The organism is Leifsonia poae (assembly GCF_027921845.1).
Taxonomy (GTDB): Bacteria; Actinomycetota; Actinomycetes; order Actinomycetales; family Microbacteriaceae; genus Leifsonia; species Leifsonia poae.
In genome coordinates this window covers 64,236-79,250 of record NZ_BSEN01000006.1, presented here as the reverse complement: position 1 = coordinate 79,250, position 15,015 = coordinate 64,236, and the positions used below count along the sequence as shown (strand labels likewise).

Genomic DNA, 15,015 nt, shown 5'->3' with positions numbered 1-15,015 from the left:
AAAAGCAAATCCGATTGCTTTAGGGATGCTAGACCCGCCGTGCAATTAAAGCAACAAGTTTTGCTTTAATTCATTCCGGGCGTACCATCGAGGCATGGAAACCCAGACCACAGGGCCGAAACGCACGGGTGGGCGCAGCGCCGCGGTCATCCACAATGTGCGCACGGCGGTCGAGGAGCTCGTCAAGGAGCGCGGCCGCGATCGTGTCACGGTCCCGCTCGTCGCCGAGCGGGCCGGCGTCAACCCAACGAGCATCTACCGCCGTTGGGGAGACCTGCCCACCCTCATCAACGACATCGCCACCTACCACCTCGACCCCGAGCGTGAGCTGCCGCACAGCGGAAGCCTGCAAGACGACCTCACCGAGTGGGCGCGCGAGATCGTCGCCCACTATCGCAAGCCCGTCAACGCGGCGCTGCTGCGCGGCGGCGCCGCCAACGCCGGCGACCGGGAGTCGGACTGCCTGCGCAATCGCCGCCTCGAGGCGACGATGTTCCTCGACCGAGCGGATGCTGCGGGCATCACTCCCGACGACATCGTGGATCATGTGGTCGCCCCGATCATCTACCGGGTGATCTTCCAGCCGTGGACGCTCACCGACCAGACCGCCGAGGACCTCGTCTCCCGCCTCTTCGCCTGAGCACCCGTGGGGCCATCACCGACCTGCCGACCGTCGGCCGTCCTCCGTTTGGGTATCGTCGGAGGATGAGCCGAAGCCGACCCGAGCGCGTCGCCGCACGCTCCGGCTGGGCCGTCGGCATCGCGACGGCCGCCTACGGCGTCTCGTTCGGCGCACTGGCAACGGCATCCGGACTCGACATCTGGCAGACCTGCGTGCTCAGCCTGCTCATGTTCAGCGGAGGCTCGCAGTTCGCGCTGATCGGCGTGCTCGCCTCGGGCGGCACCGCGGCCGGGGGCTCGGCCATCGCCGGCGCAGCCCTGCTCGGCGTGCGCAACTCGTTCTATGCGTTGCGGCTGTCCCGCATCATCGGACCCGGATTCTGGCGCCGCGCCGCCGCCACCCAGCTCACGATCGACGAGTCGACGGCCGTCGCCACGGCACAGACAGAACCGCGCGCCCAGCGCATCGGGTTCTGGACGACGGGCCTCGTCGTCTACATCGGGTGGAACCTCACCACCCTGGCCGGCGCCCTCCTCGGCAACCTGATCGGCGACGTCAAGGCCTACGGGCTGGATGCTGCTGCCGCGGCCGCCTTCCTCGGCCTGCTCTGGCCGCGGCTCAAGGCGCGTCAGACCCAGGCCGTCGCCGTCGCGGCCGGCTTCGTCGCCACGCTGCTCACGCCGTTCCTCACCCCTGGGCTCCCGGTGCTGGCCGCCGCGGCCGTCGCGATCGTGATCGGCGCGCTCAACCTCTTCGGCGCGCGATCGGACCCACCGCATCTCGAAGCCATCCCGATGGAACGCGAGGTGGAGCCGTGACGACCTGGAACATCATCCTGCTCGCGTCGATCGCGGTGCTCGCCCTGAAAGCGGTGGGCTGGCTCGTGCCGCCGAAGGCGCTCGACCATCCGACGGTCGCGCGGATCAGCGACCTCCTCACGGCAGCGCTGCTCGCCGCTCTCATCTGCGTGCAGACGTTCGGCGCCGGCCAGGGGCTCGTGCTGGATGCGCGCATCCCGGCCCTGGCGATCGCGGCGGGCCTCTACGCCCTGCGCGTCCCGTTCATCGTGGTCGTTCCCGCCGCGGCCGTCGTCGCCGCGCTCATCCGGCTCATCCCCTGACAACAACCCCTCCGCGCGCGAGGTGCGGAATGTCGTCCATTCCCGCCGAATGAGCGACTTTCGGCACCGCTCGGCGGATCGGGCCGCTCGCGAACGACGGGTGTCGGCGGCCGTTCGTACTCTGTGAGTGCAGCGGGCCGGGCTGCGCACCAGGTATGAAGGAGAGCAGTGGCCCCGTGGCATCCCGTCGCCAACGCGCACGCGTCGGAGTGGCTGCTGCGGCAGGGCGCGATGGACACGCCGTATGCGGTCGTGCGCCGCTTCGCGTTCGGTGACCCCAATCATCCGGATGTCTGGTTCCGGGTGGTCACGTGGGCGGCGCGGTCCGAGGGGCGCGAACTGATCGGCTGGTGCCGCACGCTCGAGGCCGCTGCCGCCGCCGGCTGGGACCACCGCTGCGCGGCCGAGTCGTGGCGCCACCATCTCGCCGCCAAGCGGACGGATGCGACCACGATGGACCGGCGCCGCCCTCCGGCCGCCGACCTCGTCCGCTTCTACCGCGCCTCATTGCGCAGACGGACAGCGGCGGGCACGATGGAGCGCACGACATCCGGGAGGCAGTGATGGCCGAATCGACGGGCCGAGGCATCGACATCGACCCCACCGACGGACGCGACGAGAGCGCGTCCCAACGCGCCGACCGGAACTGGGCCGAGATCCTTCAGGAGTTGCGGGTGACCCAGACCGGAACCCAGATCATCAGCGGGTTCCTGCTCTCGATCGTGTTCCAGCAGCGGTTCCACGAGCTGGACACGTTTCAGGTCGGCTTCTACCTGGCGCTCGTGGTGATCGCGGCCGCGTGCACGGCGCTCGCGCTCGCCCCCGTGGCGCTGCACCGTCAGCTCTTCCGTCGCCACGAGAAGGTGCGGGCGGTGGTGATCGCGAACATCCTGCTGCGCGCGACGCTGGCTCTGGTCGCGGTGCTCACCACGGGCGTCGTGTTCTTCATCTTCGACGTCACCCTCAACCGCACCGCGGCCATCACGGCCGCCTGCGTCGTGCTCGTGCTGCTGGTGCTGCTGCTCCTCGTCTTCCCACGGTCGGTCGCGCAGATACTCCGCCGCACCGAGCCGGCCGAGCATGCCTGAGGCAACGTTCTCACGTTGAGGGGCGCGCGACGATGAGGACGAGGGAGCCGAGGAACTCCGGCGTGGTGCGCAACGCGCCGTACCGGGCGTCCCAGGCTCCGGATGCGAGGTCGTCGCGCAGACGGCGCTCGAACCGTTCCTCCACCTCCGGTCCCACGAAGCTCCAAGCCGAGTTCGCCAGCCGAGCGCCGGGATCGAGCAGCAGCTCCGGGCGTCCGTAGTACGCCTCGCCGAAGCCGTCGCTGCAGTCGAGCGGGATCGGCACCGTCGTGACGGTCGTCTGCCCGCCGACCAGCTCGGCGATGAGCGCGGGCCGGGGATAGCGTCGCGCTTCGGTCGCGATCACCTCGGGCGCGTAGTCGGCGAGCCAGAACCGGTCGAGGGTATCCGGATCGCAGGTGAGCACGACGACCGGGCCGGTCGCCACCCGTCGCAGCTCGGCCAGCCCAGCGGCGAGGTCTCCCCACTGGTGCACGGAGAACGTGGTCATGGCCGCGTCGAAGGAACCGGAGGCGAACGGGAGCTGCTCGGCCGTGGCATCCAGGGCAACCGGCAGCGAGGCGGGCCGCTGTGCTCGCATCGAGGCGGAGGGTTCGACCGCGGTCACAGCTCGGTCATGCGGTTCGTAGGAGCCGGCGCCCGCTCCGACATTCACGACGGTCGCGGCATCGCCGAGTGCTGCGACGATCGCCGACGCGATCGCAGGATCGGGCCGACGGTAGTACGTGTAGCCGCGTCCGATCGTTCCGTAGTCCGCGTCGCCCGCGCTTCCGTCTGCTCGCCTCACTCTCCCGATCCTCTCAGACGGCTCGAGTCTTCCTTCGTTGAGGGGCGGCGAACGCATGGTCGCACGGCGTGTTTACCTGCGTTCGCCGCCCCTCAATGGATGGGAAAGATCCGTGCCAGCCCGGATGCCGGTGCGAGCGACCTGGCCATAACGTGAGAGTCAGCAATCAGCTGGGGGACACCGGGGGGTGACCAGGGCCGGAGCGGAATCATCCGCTCCGGCCCTACTCGTGTGCGGGCGGCCGCGCACCGCGGAGCCACTCGCCGGACAGAGAAAGGGCCGGACCCCCGAAGGGATCCGGCCCGCTCGTCGTCTCAGCGAGACGGTGAGTCGTTGACTACTTGGTCAGCGGCTCGAGGGTCGGGTCGTTGGCGTACGCCTCGGCCGCGTTCTCCTTGGTGACGATGACCGGCTTCAGCAGGAAGGCCGGAACGACCTTCTTGCCGTTGTCGTACGACTTGTCGTCGTTGGTCTCCGCCTTGTCGCCCTTCGAGAGCGAGGTCACCATCGCGATGGCCTGCTTGACCAGGTTGCGGGTGTCCTTGTTGATGGTCGAGTACTGCTCGCCCGCCATGATCGACTTGACCGACTCGGCCTCGGAGTCCTGACCGGTGACGGTCGGGACCGGCTTGCCTGCACCCTTCACCGAGGTGATGATGGCGCGGGCCAGGGTGTCGTTCGGCGACAGCACACCGTTGAGCTCGGTCGAACCGTAGCTCTTGGCAAGCAGGGTGTCCATGCGGGTCTGCGCGTTGGCCGGCAGCCAGCCCTGGGTAGCCGTCTGCTTGATGTCGGTCTGACCGGAGACGACCTTCAGGGTGCCGTCGTCGATCTTCGGCTGGAGGACCTTCATGGCGCCGTTGAAGAAGACGGCCGAGTTGGCGTCGTCGGGCGAACCGGAGAAGAGCTCGATGTTGAAGTTCTTCTTACCCGGGTACTTCTTGGCCATGCCGTCGAGCAGGGCCTGACCCTGCAGTTCGCCGACCTTCTCGTTGTCGTACGCGACGTAGTAGTCGACGTCCGGCGAGTTCAGGATGAGGCGGTCGTACGCGATGACCTTGGCGCCTGCATCATGTGCAGCCTTCGCCTGAGCGGCCAGCTGGCCACCGTCGACGGCACCGATGATGACGACCTTGGCCCCGTTGGTGATCATCGACTGGATCTGCGACTGCTGGTCGGCGACAGCACCGGATGCTCCGGCGTACTGCACGTCGCCCTTGAAGCCGGCGTCCTTCAGCCCGTTGGTGAACAGGTCACCGGCGAGCACCCAGTTCTCCGACGTCTTAGTCGGGAGGGCGACACCGATGGTCGCGCCCTTGTCGAAGCCCGCAGCGGACGAGTCGGAACCCGATCCGCGGCTCGAGCAGCCCGACAGGGCGAGCGCGGCGGCAGCAGCGACGGCCACTGTCGCGAGTGCGATTTTGCGCATGTGTACTTTCACTTTCTCTTTTTGGATGGTGCAGGGATTGTTGTGTTGTGGTGCAGAAACGAAGTTCTAGTGGGAGAGGGAGCGGCTGCTCGCCTCGGCGGAGTCGCCGGTCGGCAGGACCTCTGGCTGGTCGGCCCCGACGGCCGCGGCCTCGCGTTCCTTGCGACTGAACCGGCCTATCAGCGACCGACCTCCCGTGCGCTTGGAGTAGACGTCGACACCGACCGCCACGAGGAGCACGAGGCCCTTGATGATCTGGACCTTGTCGGAGGTGACACCGAGCAGCTGCAGGCCGTTGTTCAGGACCGCGATGACGAGACCACCGATGATGGACCCGGCGACGGTACCGATACCACCGGAGACGGCGGCGCCACCGATGAAGACAGCGGCGATGGCGTCGAGCTCCCAGCCGAGGCCGTCCTGCGGGCCCGACGAGATCGAGCGGGCGACCGCGATCATGCCGGCAAGCGCGGCGAGCACCGACATGTTCATCATCACGAAGAAGTTGATGCGCTTGATCTTGACGCCGGAGAGCTCGGCCGCGTGCCAGTTGCCGCCGACCGCGTAGATGTGACGTCCGAAGATCGTGTTGCGGGTGATGAACGAGTACAGGATCACGAGAATGCCGAGGATGACGCCCGACACCGGGAAGCTGGTGCCGATGCGGCCGCCTGCGAACAGGAAGGCGGCGTAGATGACGACCGCGTCGAGGATGACCACCTTGAAGATGCTGACCCAGAGGGGCGCCTTCTCCGAGCCCATCTTGGTCTGGGTGCGGCGGCGGCGGATCTCCATGTACGCGATGACGACCGCGATGATCAGTCCGAGCAGCAGCGTCGAGTTGTTGTAGCCGAAGTCGGGTCCCCAGTCGGGCAGGAAGCCGCCGCCGATGTAGGTGAAGCCGTCGGGCACCGGGATGGTGTTCGCGTTGCCGATCAGCTGGTTCAGGCCACGGAAGATGAGCATGCCGGCCAGGGTCACGATGAAGGCGGGGACACCGACGTAGGCGACCCACCAGCCCTGCCAGGCGCCGATGAGCACACCGATGACCAGGCCGAGCAGGATCGCGAGCGGCCACGGCACGTGCCAGTCGTTCATCGACTTGGCGACGATGATGCCGACGACCGCCGCCACCGAGCCGACCGACAGGTCGATGTGCCCGGCGATGATGACCATGACCATGCCGATGGCGAGGATCAGAACGTAGGCGTTCTGATTGACCATGTTGATCAGGTTGACCGGCTCGAGCGTCTTACCGCCGGTGAGGATCTCGAAGAAGATGATGATGACGACCAGGGCGCCGAGGATGCCGAACTGGCGACCGGTGGACTGGCCGCCGCCGAACATCTTGCCGAGGTCGCGGATTCCTCCGGACTTCTTCTTTTCGGGGATCTGTGTGGTCATGAGTGGGATGCACCCTTCGTAACGGGCCTCTTCGTGGCGGATGTCATGCTTTTCAGGAGTGTTTCGGGGGTTGCTTCGCTGATCGGAAGCTCATTGGTGATCTGACCCTCGAAGATCGTGTAGATGCGATCGGAGATGCCGAGCAGCTCGGGCAGCTCGGAGGAGATGACGATGACGCCCTTCCCCTGCGAGGCCAGCTGCTGGATGATGCCGTAGATCTCGTATTTCGCGCCGACGTCGATCCCTCGGGTGGGCTCGTCGAGGATGAGCAGGTCGGGGTCGGTGAACATCCACTTGGCCAGCACGACCTTCTGCTGGTTTCCACCGGAGAGGGTGCTGACGCCGCGGTCGACATCCGGGGTCTTGATCCGGAGGCTCTTGCGGTACTCCTCGGCGACCTTGTGCTCTTCCTCGTCGTTGACGACGTTGAACTTCGAGATCTTCTTGAGCTTCGCCGAGACGATGGACTCTTTGATGTCGTCGAGCAGGTTGAGGCCGAGCACCTTGCGGTCCTCGCTCACGTAGGCCATGCCTTCGTCGATGGCCTCGCTGACGTTGCGGACCTGGATCTCCTTGCCGTCTTTGTAGAGCTCGCCGGAGACGAAGTTCCCGTAGGAGCGGCCGAACACGCTCATCGCGAGCTCGGTGCGGCCGGCGCCCATGAGGCCGGCGAAGCCGACGATCTCGCCGCGACGCACGAAGAAGCTCGAGTTCTTGACCACGAGCCGCTCGGTGATCTGCGGGTGCTGCACGACCCAGTCCTTCACCTCGAAGAACTTCTCGCCGATGTTCGGCGTGTGCTCCGGGAAGCGGCTCTCGAGCGTGCGGCCGACCATCCCGCGGATGATGCGGTCCTCGTCGACGCCGTCTGCCTTCACGTTGAGCGTCTCGATCGTGCGGCCGTCGCGGATGATCGTGATCTCGTCGGCGACGCGCTCGATCTCGTTGAGCTTGTGGGAGATCATGATCGAGCTGATGCCCTTGGACTTGAGTCCGAGGATCAGGTCGAGGAGGTGGGCGGACTCGGCCTCGTTCAGGGCGGCGGTCGGCTCGTCGAGGATGAGCAGCTTCACCGACTTGTTGAGCGCCTTGGCGATCTCGACGAGCTGCTGCTTGCCGACACCGATGTTCTTGATGGGGGTGTCGGGGTCGTCGGTGAGACCCACGCGGGCGAGGAGCTCGACGGCACGCGTCTTGGCCTCCTGCCAGTTGATGACGCCTCTCCGGCCGGGCTCGTTGCCGAGGAAGATGTTCTCGGTGATCGAGAGCTCCGGGATGAGCGCCAGTTCCTGGTGGATGATGACGATGCCCTGCTGCTCGCTGGACTTGATGTCCTTGAAGCGCATCTCTTCGCCGTTGTAGACGATCTCTCCGCTGTAGGTCCCGTACGGGTACACACCCGAGAGAACCTTCATCAGAGTTGATTTGCCTGCACCGTTCTCGCCGCAGATCGCGTGGATCTCGTCGGCCTTCACGGTGAGGGAGACATCTTCGAGAGCCTTCACACCAGGGAACTCCTTGGTGATCGCGCGCATCTCCAAGATGACTGCGTTCGACGACATCGTCGCTCCTTCGGGTTTATAGCTTTACAGCGAACTATCTGCCTAAGTAGTAAACGCTACGTTCAACCTTGGCGTCAAATAGTGAACACAACGACCTGATAACGACTTGACGGGCTTCGGCCGGGGTGGACCTCAGTCGTGCCCTGCGAGCGAGCTCTGGATGACCAGGGCCGCGGCTCCCAGGGACTCCGCACGGTCGCCGAGGGACGACATGCGCAACGTCGTCGTCTCGCCGATCGCGGGGAGGGCGTTCTGCAGGATCCCGTGCTGGATGGGGTCGAGCAGGGCATCGCCGAGACCGGCGAGCGGGCCGCCGATCAGCACGATCTCAGGGTTGATGATGTTGGCGATGTTCGCGATGGCCTGGCCGATCGCCGACCCCGCGTCGCCGACGATCCTGAGGGTCGCCGGGTCGCGCGCCAGACCGTGCCTGACGATGTCGGCCGTGCCGATCGGCTTCTCTGCTCCACGACTCAGGGACTCGATCATCACTGTCGTCGACGCGACCGTCTCGAGGCATCCGCGGTTGCCGCAGCGGCAGATGATGCCGTGCTCGGCGACGGGCGTGTGGCCCAGCTCGCCGGTGATCCCGAGGTACCCGTAGTACGGCTGGCCGTTGAGGATCAGGCCCGCGCCGATGCCGGAGCCGATCTTCACGAACATGAGGTTGCGCACCCCGCGGTTCTCGCCCCAGGTCACCTCGCCGAGCGCGCCGAGATTGGCGTCGTTGTCCACCATGACGGGGAAGCGGAAGGCATCCTCGAGCTCGCGGAGGTTCACTCCGACCCACTCGGGCAGGATCGCGCCCTGCAGCACGGTTCCGGTGCGGCGGTCGATGGGGCCGGGGATGCCGACGCCGACGGCGAGCACGGACTGCCGCTCGAAACCGCCCGCTTCGAGCATCCGGTCGAGCAGCTCGGAGGCCGCCGTCAGGCTCTCGCTGACGTCGTAGCCGAGCGGGAGCACGATGGACTCCTCGGCCAGCACGTCGTAGCCGAGTGTGGCGAGCACGATGCGCACGTGCCGCCGGCCGAAGTCGACGCCGACGGCGATGTCGCCGGTGTCGGTCAGCCGCACGAGGAGGGCGCGCCGCCCTGAGCTGTTGACCGGGCTGGTGGCGACGACGCCTTTGGCCGCCATGTCTCGCACGATGTTCGAGACGGTGGCGGTCGAGAGTCCCGTTCCGCGCGCCAGCTCCGCCTGGGTCGATGGGCCGTTCGCCAGGAGGAACTCGAAAAGCCGTTCCTGGTTCAAGTGCCTCAGCGCGCCTTGCGACCCGGGGTTGCGTGCGCCACGGACGAGCGGACCCGAAGTGGCGGTCATGCGATAAGGGTGCAATATCCGTGAGTTGTAGTCAAGTTGTGAACGCATCCGTCGACCCCCGAGCGAGGTCCACGACCGGTCGGGGTCGCTTCGCCCGTCCTCCTCTCTCGCGCGGGCGCGCGCACAGGAGCAGGATGGGCGGATGACCGTCGACGACCGCACGCTCGTCATCGTGGGAGCCCCCTCCAGCGCGGGGAGCTACGCCCCGGGGCAGGAGCTCGCCCCCGCGGTCCTGCGGGAGCACGGGCTGGTCGATCGCCTGCGCTCGCGCGGGATCACGGTGACCGATGCCGGTGACGGGCCGGTGCAGATCTGGAGTCCTGACGACGAGCATCCGCTCGCTCAGAACCTCGGCGACGTCGTGGCCTCGGTCACGGCCGTCGCCGAGAAGGTCGGGGCCGCGCTCGACGACGGAGCCGATGTGCTCCTGCTCGGCGGCAGCTGCCTCGTCGCGCTCGGTGCGATGAGCGCGCTGGTCCCCCGCGCTCCGGATGCCTCGCTGCTTTACATCGATCGCCACTCCGATCTCAACACCCCGCAGACCACGACGGACGGAGCACTGGACTGGATGGGGCTCGCCCACCTGCTCGACGTTCCCGGTGCCCTCCCCGAGCTGCGGGATGCGCTGGGTCCCGCTCCGCTGCTGACCCCGGAGCACGTGCACTTGCTCGGTGTGGTGCCGTCCGCATCCACTCCGGGCGAGCGCCGCATCCGGGACGCGCTGGGGCTGCAGATGACCGTCAGCGACGACCTCGCCCACGATCCGAGGGCGGCGGCGGCCCGTGCCCTCGAGGCGCTCGGTCCAGGGCCGATCGTCGCGCATGTCGACGTCGACGTGCTCGACTTCACGGATGCGCCACTCGCCGAGGACACGGGCGGGCGCAACACGGGCCCCACCCTCGCGGCGCTCACCGAGGCGCTCGCGATGATCTGCCGGGACCCGCGGTTCCGCATCCTGTCGATCGGCGAGTTCAACCCGACCCGAGCCGTCGGAGCACCGGAGGTGATCGACCGCCTGGTCGACGGAATCGCCCACGCGCTCTGAGAGGATGGCCTCATGCCCATCCTGAACAAGGACATGCAGGTGTGCATGTCGCTCGCGGCCCGGCCCAGCAACATCGGCACCCGCTTCCACAACTTCCTGTACGACGAACTCGGTCTGAACTTCATCTACAAGGCGTTCACGACCACCGACCTCGAGGGCGCCGTGCGGGGCATCCGCGCGCTCGGGATCCGCGGATGCTCGGTGTCGATGCCGTTCAAAGAGGCGATCATCCCGCTCGTCGACGTGATGGAGCCGTCGGCGCTCGCCATCGAGTCCGTCAACACGGTCGTCAACGACAACGGCGTGCTCACGGCGTCGAACACCGACTACGAGGCCGTCGAGCTGTTGCTCGACGAGCGACGCCTCGACGTGACGCAGAGCGTGCTGCTGCGCGGATCGGGCGGCATGGCGAAGGCGGTCGTCGCGGCGTTCCGCGGCGTCGGGTTCGAGAACGTGACCATCGTCGCGCGCAACGAGGAGGCCGGCTCCGCGCTCGCCTCCCGCTACGGCTACGCGTGGGTGGCCGACGAACCGGATGCGCCGTTCGACATCATCGTGAACGTCACGCCCCTCGGGATGCACGGCGACGCGGCCGACGTGCTGTCGTTCTCTCCCGAGCACATCGCGGCGGCATCCACTGTGTTCGACGTGGTGGCGTTCCCGTCGGAGACGCCGTTGATCGCGGCCGGACGTGCGGCGGGCAAGAACCTCATCACCGGGGCCGAGGTGATCGCACTGCAGGCGGCCCGCCAGTTCGAGCGGTACACGGGCGTGGCGCTGACCCCGGAGCAGGTGGCCAGGGCCTCGGAGTTCTCGCGGGCCGAGTGACGCGGCCGGCTGCGGCGTATAGTGTGCCGCAGCACCGCGACCCGGATGCAGCAGGGATGCGGCACAGTCGGAAGGAGCCCGTCATGGGCATCGGAAGCGGAATCTTCGTGTTCGTCGTCGGCGCCATCCTCGCGTTCGCCATCACCGTGCAGCTCGCATGGATCGATCTGCGGATCGTCGGCTACATCCTGATGGGCGCCGGGCTGATCGTGTTCGTGCTGTCGCTGATCTTCACGCTGCGGCGGCGCAGGACGACCACGACGACGCGCACCGGCATCGACCCGTCGACCGGCGCGCGGGTCGAAGAGCGCAGCACCGGCGCCGACGAGCTCTGATCACGCGGCTCGTTCCGACGTGCCGGACGGTCAGGCCGGTCGGACCGCCGCCGCGATGATCGCGTGCAGTCCCTCGCGCAGGTGCACGAGCTCGCTGACCGGGAGTCCCAGCCGGGCGACGATCTGCGGCGGGATCTTCTCCGCCTCGGCGCGCAGGGCGCGGCCGCTGTCGGTGAGCGTCACCTCGAGGGCGCGCTCGTCGCTCGTGCTCCTCTTGCGCTCGACGTAGCCGGTCGCCTCGAGCCTCTTCAGGAGCGGCGAAAGCGTGGCCGGCTCCAGCTGCAGCGCCTCGCCGAGGTCGCGGACCGAGCGCGGATCGCGCTCCCACAGTGCGAGCATCACCAAGTACTGCGGATGCGTCAGCGAGAGGGGCTCGAGCAGCGGACGGTAGAGCGCGATGACGCTCCGAGCGGCGACGGCGAGGCCGAAGCACACCTGGTTCTCGAGGGCGAGCAGGTCTTCTGACACGGGCGTCATCCTACCGAGGCGGTCGCCGGGCAGATCAGCCTGGTGGCGTCGCGCTGGCCGTCGGGCCGCAGCACCTCGTGCGCGGTCATCGGGTTGCCGCAGATCGGGCACGGCGACGCGGCCGACCGCCGGTCGGGACCTTCCGGGTGTCCCGCACCGAGCTGTGCGGGGCCCGCGACCCTGATCAGCGACTCGTTCACGCGCGAGTACCAGCTCATGAAGCGTCCGGCCATCGTCTCCTCAATTCATTAGCCCACTAATCATTAGTGTACACCGCTTTCGACCTTTTTTCGTTGAGGGGCGGCTAACGCATCCACCTCGGCGGTTTTGGATGCGTTCGCCGCCCTTCGACGAAAGCAGAGCTTGACCTTGACCCGCGGGGGAAGGTTTAGCCTGTGGGCGGAGGACGACATGCAGATCAGCGAACTGGCGGAGCGGGCCGGCGTCACGGTGAAGGCGGTGCGGTACTACGAGAGCCTCGGCCTGGTCGTGCCCGACCGGCTCTCGAACGGCTACCGCGACTACGGCGACGAGCACGTGCGCGCGGTAGCGGAGATCCGCGAACTCGCCGCCGTCGGAATCGCTCCGAGCAAGGCCACTCCCTTCATCGAATGCCTCGGAACCGGTCACATCCACAGCGACGAGTGCCCCGCCTCGCTCGCCGCCTATCGCGACGGGATCGCCGACCTCGACCACGCGATCGCGACCCTCACCGCGCGCCGCGATCTGCTCGCCCGGCGGCTCGACGAGAGCGCGCTCCGCGGCTTCCCGGATGCTCCCCCGACGCCACCCGCCGACTTCACGGCCCTTCCATCCGGCCTCCCCCGCCCGGTCGACGACGGCGCCGCCGATCATCTTCCCGGTATGGCGCTTCCCCCACTGGTGCTGCCGGCGACGGATGGGCGCACCGTCGACCTCTCCCGCCTCGGTGGCCCGGCATCCGGCTCTGCACGCTCGATCGTCTACCTCTACCCGCTCACCGGCCGCCCGGGTGTCGACCTTCCCGACGGCTGGGACGCCATCCCCGGCGCGCGCGGCTGCTCCACCGAGGCCTGCGACTTCCGCGACCACTTCGATGATCTGCGGACGGCCGGTGTCGATGCGGTCTTCGGCCTCTCGAGCCAGACCCGCGACTACCAACGCGAACTCGTCGACCGGCTGCAGCTGCCGTTCGCCATGATCTCCGATCCTCAGCACCGCGTCGCGGACGCCCTGCGGCTGCCGACCTTCATCGCCGGCGGCGAGCGCCTCTACAGCCGCCTGACCCTGGTGGTGCGCGACGGCGCGATCGAGCACGCCTTCTACCCGATCTTCCCGCCCAACACGCACGCCCAGCAGGTGCTGACCTGGCTCCGGGAGAACCCGCTCGCCTGACTACCCGCCCACCCATGCGCACTCGCCCACCCATGGGCGGAGCTCGCCTGCCCGGAAGTCATACCCGCGGATGACTCACGGGCGACCCACGGTGGATGCCCCGCCGCCCTCCGCTCGCTTGACTGGAGCAGTCGGCCAGTGAGGGGAGCAAGACCATGACGACGTTCGACCATCATCTACCGATCACGGGCTCGGTAGCGCAGGTCACGCGAGGCCGGGGGGCTCTCGCAACGATCGCGGACAACGCTTATCTGAAGCTGTTCGCGGTGCTCGTCGTCATCGCGGCCGGCGCGGTGGCGCTCGTCTTCGGAATCGCATTCGTGCTCGACCTCGTCGTGCCGGTGCTGTTCGGGAACGAGCTCCACGCGCTGGCCGCACTCTTCCCCCAAACGGCGGGCTAGAGGGGACGGTGGGCTAGAGGGGACGGTCGGCGAGCGTCCCGACCCGTCGCTGACAGACCGGATGCCGCAGCGTAGAGTGCCCCGAGGGAGGTGCCTCCATGGCGGACATCATCTACTCGGCGATCATGTCGCTCGACGGCTACACGGCCGACACGACGGGCGGCTTCGACTGGGCCGCGCCCAGCGAAGAGGTCCATGCCTTCGTCAACGACCGTGAGCGCGTGATCGGCACGTACCTCTACGGCCGCAGGATGTACGAGACCATGCGGGTCTGGCAGACCATGCCGACGGGCCCGGATGAGTCGGCCGCGATGAGCGACTACGCCGCCATCTGGAAGGCTGCCGACAAGGTCGTCTACTCGTCGACGCTCAGTGAGGCATCCACACCGCGTACGCGCATCGAGCGTCGTTTCGAACCGGATGCCGTGCGGAGCCTCGCCGCGAGCGCCGATCGCGCCGTCAGCGTCGGGGGTCCGACACTCGCCGTCGAGGCGTTCCGCGCAGGACTCGTCGACGAGGTGCAGCTCTTCGTCGTTCCCGTCTCGGTCGGCGGCGGAACCCCCGCACTCCCCCACGACCTGTTCGTGCGGCTCGAGTTGCGCGACGAGCACCGCTTCGCCGACGGCACGGTGTACCTCGACTACGGAGTTCTCGAACCCCGCTAGGTCAGCCCGGCGAGGAACGCGGGATTGCTCCAGTCCGGGTCCGTCGGCGGGTGGATGAGTCGCACGTCGCCGCCGACCGCGACCGGCAGTTCCACGGTCAGTCGCTCGAAGTCGAGGCGGGCGTCGCACGACTGGTCCGGCCCCTTCCGGCTGAGCGCGGCGAGGGTCACGGCACCGGGACTCCGCTGGACGCGCACGCCGACGGGCACCACACAGCTGCCGTTGCCCGTCACCGCCACGATCTCGGCGACGCGATGATCGGCGGACAACGACACGAGCACCCAGGGCATGCTGAGCAGGCCGGATGCCGTCGTCGCGTCGAGCACGTCGGCCTTCATCGGCGGGCTCATCGTCTGAACCACTGCGGACTGCGAGGGGGCGAGCGCATCGACGATCGAGCCCGCCACGAGCGGCGCCGCAGTGACCGGCGGCTCGTCGGCCGTCGAGCCCACCCGCTCGGAACTGCACGCCGTCAGCGCGACGACCGCGGCCAGGGCCAGCGCCCCCGCCGATATCCGGATCACCCTGCGATTCCGCCCCGTCATGCTGCTCACCGTAGACCGC

At 67.8% G+C, this 15,015-nt stretch carries 19 protein-coding genes; 11 read left to right on the top strand and 8 right to left on the bottom strand.

Translation table 11 applies throughout. From position 1 onward, the window contains the following. Positions 1–94 precede the first annotated feature (94 nt). The 5 genes from PKE84_RS07350 to PKE84_RS07330 all read left to right on the top strand — a co-directional run bounded on the left by PKE84_RS07350 (position 95) and on the right by PKE84_RS07330 (position 2,830). Positions 95–640 (top strand): TetR/AcrR family transcriptional regulator, encoded by a 546-nt coding sequence (locus PKE84_RS07350; RefSeq protein ID WP_271176580.1) that lies wholly within the window; start codon positions 95–97, stop codon positions 638–640. A gap of 65 nt (positions 641–705) precedes the next feature. Beyond that, positions 706–1,440: an AzlC family ABC transporter permease gene (locus PKE84_RS07345; RefSeq protein WP_271176579.1), complete on the top strand. Its 735-nt coding sequence runs from the start codon at positions 706–708 to the stop codon at positions 1,438–1,440. Beyond that, entirely contained in the window at positions 1,437–1,742 is a 306-nt protein-coding gene (locus PKE84_RS07340; protein WP_271176578.1) for an AzlD domain-containing protein, read from the top strand. The genes PKE84_RS07345 and PKE84_RS07340 overlap by 4 nt, the downstream gene beginning before the upstream one ends. 168 nt (positions 1,743–1,910) lie before the next feature. After that, positions 1,911–2,306, top strand: a complete 396-nt coding sequence (locus PKE84_RS07335) for a hypothetical protein (RefSeq protein WP_271176577.1) — start codon at positions 1,911–1,913, stop codon at positions 2,304–2,306. Then, positions 2,306–2,830: a DUF6328 family protein gene (locus PKE84_RS07330; RefSeq protein ID WP_271176576.1), complete on the top strand. Its 525-nt coding sequence runs from the start codon at positions 2,306–2,308 to the stop codon at positions 2,828–2,830. Before PKE84_RS07335 ends, PKE84_RS07330 begins: the two co-directional genes overlap by 1 nt. A 10-nt stretch (positions 2,831–2,840) precedes the next feature. Here the strand turns inward: PKE84_RS07330 and PKE84_RS07325 are convergent, their stop codons facing one another. From PKE84_RS07325 to PKE84_RS07305, 5 genes are all read right to left on the bottom strand, one after another. Continuing rightward, positions 2,841–3,617 (bottom strand): class I SAM-dependent methyltransferase, encoded by a 777-nt coding sequence (locus tag PKE84_RS07325; RefSeq protein WP_271176575.1) that lies wholly within the window; start codon positions 3,615–3,617, stop codon positions 2,841–2,843. 337 nt (positions 3,618–3,954) lie between these two features. Continuing rightward, positions 3,955–5,046 (bottom strand): substrate-binding domain-containing protein, encoded by a 1,092-nt coding sequence (locus PKE84_RS07320; RefSeq protein ID WP_271176574.1) that lies wholly within the window; start codon positions 5,044–5,046, stop codon positions 3,955–3,957. 66 nt (positions 5,047–5,112) lie between these two features. Next, positions 5,113–6,450: a multiple monosaccharide ABC transporter permease gene (gene mmsB, locus PKE84_RS07315; RefSeq protein WP_271176573.1), complete on the bottom strand. Its 1,338-nt coding sequence runs from the start codon at positions 6,448–6,450 to the stop codon at positions 5,113–5,115. After that, entirely contained in the window at positions 6,447–8,012 is a 1,566-nt protein-coding gene (mmsA, locus tag PKE84_RS07310) for a multiple monosaccharide ABC transporter ATP-binding protein (RefSeq protein ID WP_271176572.1), read from the bottom strand. The genes mmsB and mmsA overlap by 4 nt, the downstream gene beginning before the upstream one ends. 132 nt (positions 8,013–8,144) lie before the next feature. Next, positions 8,145–9,335 (bottom strand): ROK family transcriptional regulator, encoded by a 1,191-nt coding sequence (locus PKE84_RS07305; RefSeq protein WP_271176571.1) that lies wholly within the window; start codon positions 9,333–9,335, stop codon positions 8,145–8,147. 142 nt (positions 9,336–9,477) lie between these two features. On the opposite strand from PKE84_RS07305, the gene PKE84_RS07300 reads away from it, so the two are divergent. The 3 genes from PKE84_RS07300 to PKE84_RS07290 all read left to right on the top strand — a co-directional run bounded on the left by PKE84_RS07300 (position 9,478) and on the right by PKE84_RS07290 (position 11,543). After that, the gene (locus tag PKE84_RS07300) at positions 9,478–10,380 is read left to right on the top strand and encodes an arginase family protein (RefSeq protein WP_271176570.1); all 903 of its coding nucleotides are present in this window, start codon (positions 9,478–9,480) and stop codon (positions 10,378–10,380) included. 12 nt (positions 10,381–10,392) lie between these two features. Next, positions 10,393–11,208 carry a shikimate 5-dehydrogenase gene (locus PKE84_RS07295; protein ID WP_271176569.1) on the top strand — a complete coding sequence of 272 codons (816 nt, stop codon included), beginning with the start codon at positions 10,393–10,395 and terminating at the stop codon, positions 11,206–11,208. Between the two features lie 83 nt (positions 11,209–11,291). Continuing rightward, positions 11,292–11,543: a DUF6458 family protein gene (locus PKE84_RS07290; protein WP_271176568.1), complete on the top strand. Its 252-nt coding sequence runs from the start codon at positions 11,292–11,294 to the stop codon at positions 11,541–11,543. Positions 11,544–11,573: 30 nt separating this feature from the next. Here PKE84_RS07290 and PKE84_RS07285 read toward each other — a convergent pair whose 3' ends face one another. Continuing rightward, entirely contained in the window at positions 11,574–12,011 is a 438-nt protein-coding gene (locus PKE84_RS07285) for a MarR family winged helix-turn-helix transcriptional regulator (RefSeq protein WP_373877125.1), read from the bottom strand. Between the two features lie 5 nt (positions 12,012–12,016). Next, on the bottom strand, positions 12,017–12,244 hold the full coding sequence (locus PKE84_RS07280) for a hypothetical protein (protein ID WP_271176566.1): 228 nt from the start codon (positions 12,242–12,244) through the stop codon (positions 12,017–12,019). A gap of 178 nt (positions 12,245–12,422) precedes the next feature. On the opposite strand from PKE84_RS07280, the gene PKE84_RS07275 reads away from it, so the two are divergent. From PKE84_RS07275 to PKE84_RS07265, 3 genes are all read left to right on the top strand, one after another. Beyond that, complete coding sequence (locus PKE84_RS07275; RefSeq protein WP_271176565.1) at positions 12,423–13,385, top strand: MerR family transcriptional regulator; 963 nt, start codon at positions 12,423–12,425, stop codon at positions 13,383–13,385. Between the two features lie 155 nt (positions 13,386–13,540). Further along, the gene (locus PKE84_RS07270) at positions 13,541–13,786 is read left to right on the top strand and encodes a hypothetical protein (RefSeq protein ID WP_271176564.1); all 246 of its coding nucleotides are present in this window, start codon (positions 13,541–13,543) and stop codon (positions 13,784–13,786) included. A gap of 98 nt (positions 13,787–13,884) precedes the next feature. Next, positions 13,885–14,451, top strand: coding sequence for a dihydrofolate reductase family protein (locus PKE84_RS07265; RefSeq protein ID WP_271176563.1), 567 nt, complete (start codon positions 13,885–13,887; stop codon positions 14,449–14,451). Here PKE84_RS07265 and PKE84_RS07260 read toward each other — a convergent pair. Next, a complete protein-coding gene (locus tag PKE84_RS07260) occupies positions 14,448–14,996 on the bottom strand; it encodes a hypothetical protein (RefSeq protein ID WP_271176562.1) in 549 nt (182 codons plus the stop codon). The genes PKE84_RS07265 and PKE84_RS07260 overlap by 4 nt on opposite strands. Positions 14,997–15,015: the final 19 nt, after the last annotated feature.

Excerpts from the sequence above, each read along its gene's own strand:
- PKE84_RS07270 (WP_271176564.1), top strand. The coding sequence starts at position 13,541 with ATGACGACGTTCGACCATCATCTACCGATCACGGGCTCGGTAGCGCAG.
- PKE84_RS07260 (WP_271176562.1), bottom strand. The coding sequence starts at position 14,996 with ATGACGGGGCGGAATCGCAGGGTGATCCGGATATCGGCGGGGGCGCTG.
- mmsB (WP_271176573.1), bottom strand. The coding sequence starts at position 6,450 with ATGACCACACAGATCCCCGAAAAGAAGAAGTCCGGAGGAATCCGCGAC.
- PKE84_RS07330 (WP_271176576.1), top strand. The coding sequence starts at position 2,306 with ATGGCCGAATCGACGGGCCGAGGCATCGACATCGACCCCACCGACGGA.
- PKE84_RS07300 (WP_271176570.1), top strand. The coding sequence starts at position 9,478 with ATGACCGTCGACGACCGCACGCTCGTCATCGTGGGAGCCCCCTCCAGC.
- PKE84_RS07280 (WP_271176566.1), bottom strand. The coding sequence starts at position 12,244 with ATGGCCGGACGCTTCATGAGCTGGTACTCGCGCGTGAACGAGTCGCTG.
- PKE84_RS07290 (WP_271176568.1), top strand. The coding sequence starts at position 11,292 with ATGGGCATCGGAAGCGGAATCTTCGTGTTCGTCGTCGGCGCCATCCTC.
- PKE84_RS07320 (WP_271176574.1), bottom strand. The coding sequence starts at position 5,046 with ATGCGCAAAATCGCACTCGCGACAGTGGCCGTCGCTGCTGCCGCCGCG.
- PKE84_RS07265 (WP_271176563.1), top strand. The coding sequence starts at position 13,885 with ATGGCGGACATCATCTACTCGGCGATCATGTCGCTCGACGGCTACACG.
- mmsA (WP_271176572.1), bottom strand. The coding sequence starts at position 8,012 with ATGTCGTCGAACGCAGTCATCTTGGAGATGCGCGCGATCACCAAGGAG.
- PKE84_RS07345 (WP_271176579.1), top strand. The coding sequence starts at position 706 with ATGAGCCGAAGCCGACCCGAGCGCGTCGCCGCACGCTCCGGCTGGGCC.
- PKE84_RS07295 (WP_271176569.1), top strand. The coding sequence starts at position 10,393 with ATGCCCATCCTGAACAAGGACATGCAGGTGTGCATGTCGCTCGCGGCC.
- PKE84_RS07350 (WP_271176580.1), top strand. The coding sequence starts at position 95 with ATGGAAACCCAGACCACAGGGCCGAAACGCACGGGTGGGCGCAGCGCC.
- PKE84_RS07305 (WP_271176571.1), bottom strand. The coding sequence starts at position 9,335 with ATGACCGCCACTTCGGGTCCGCTCGTCCGTGGCGCACGCAACCCCGGG.
- PKE84_RS07275 (WP_271176565.1), top strand. The coding sequence starts at position 12,423 with ATGCAGATCAGCGAACTGGCGGAGCGGGCCGGCGTCACGGTGAAGGCG.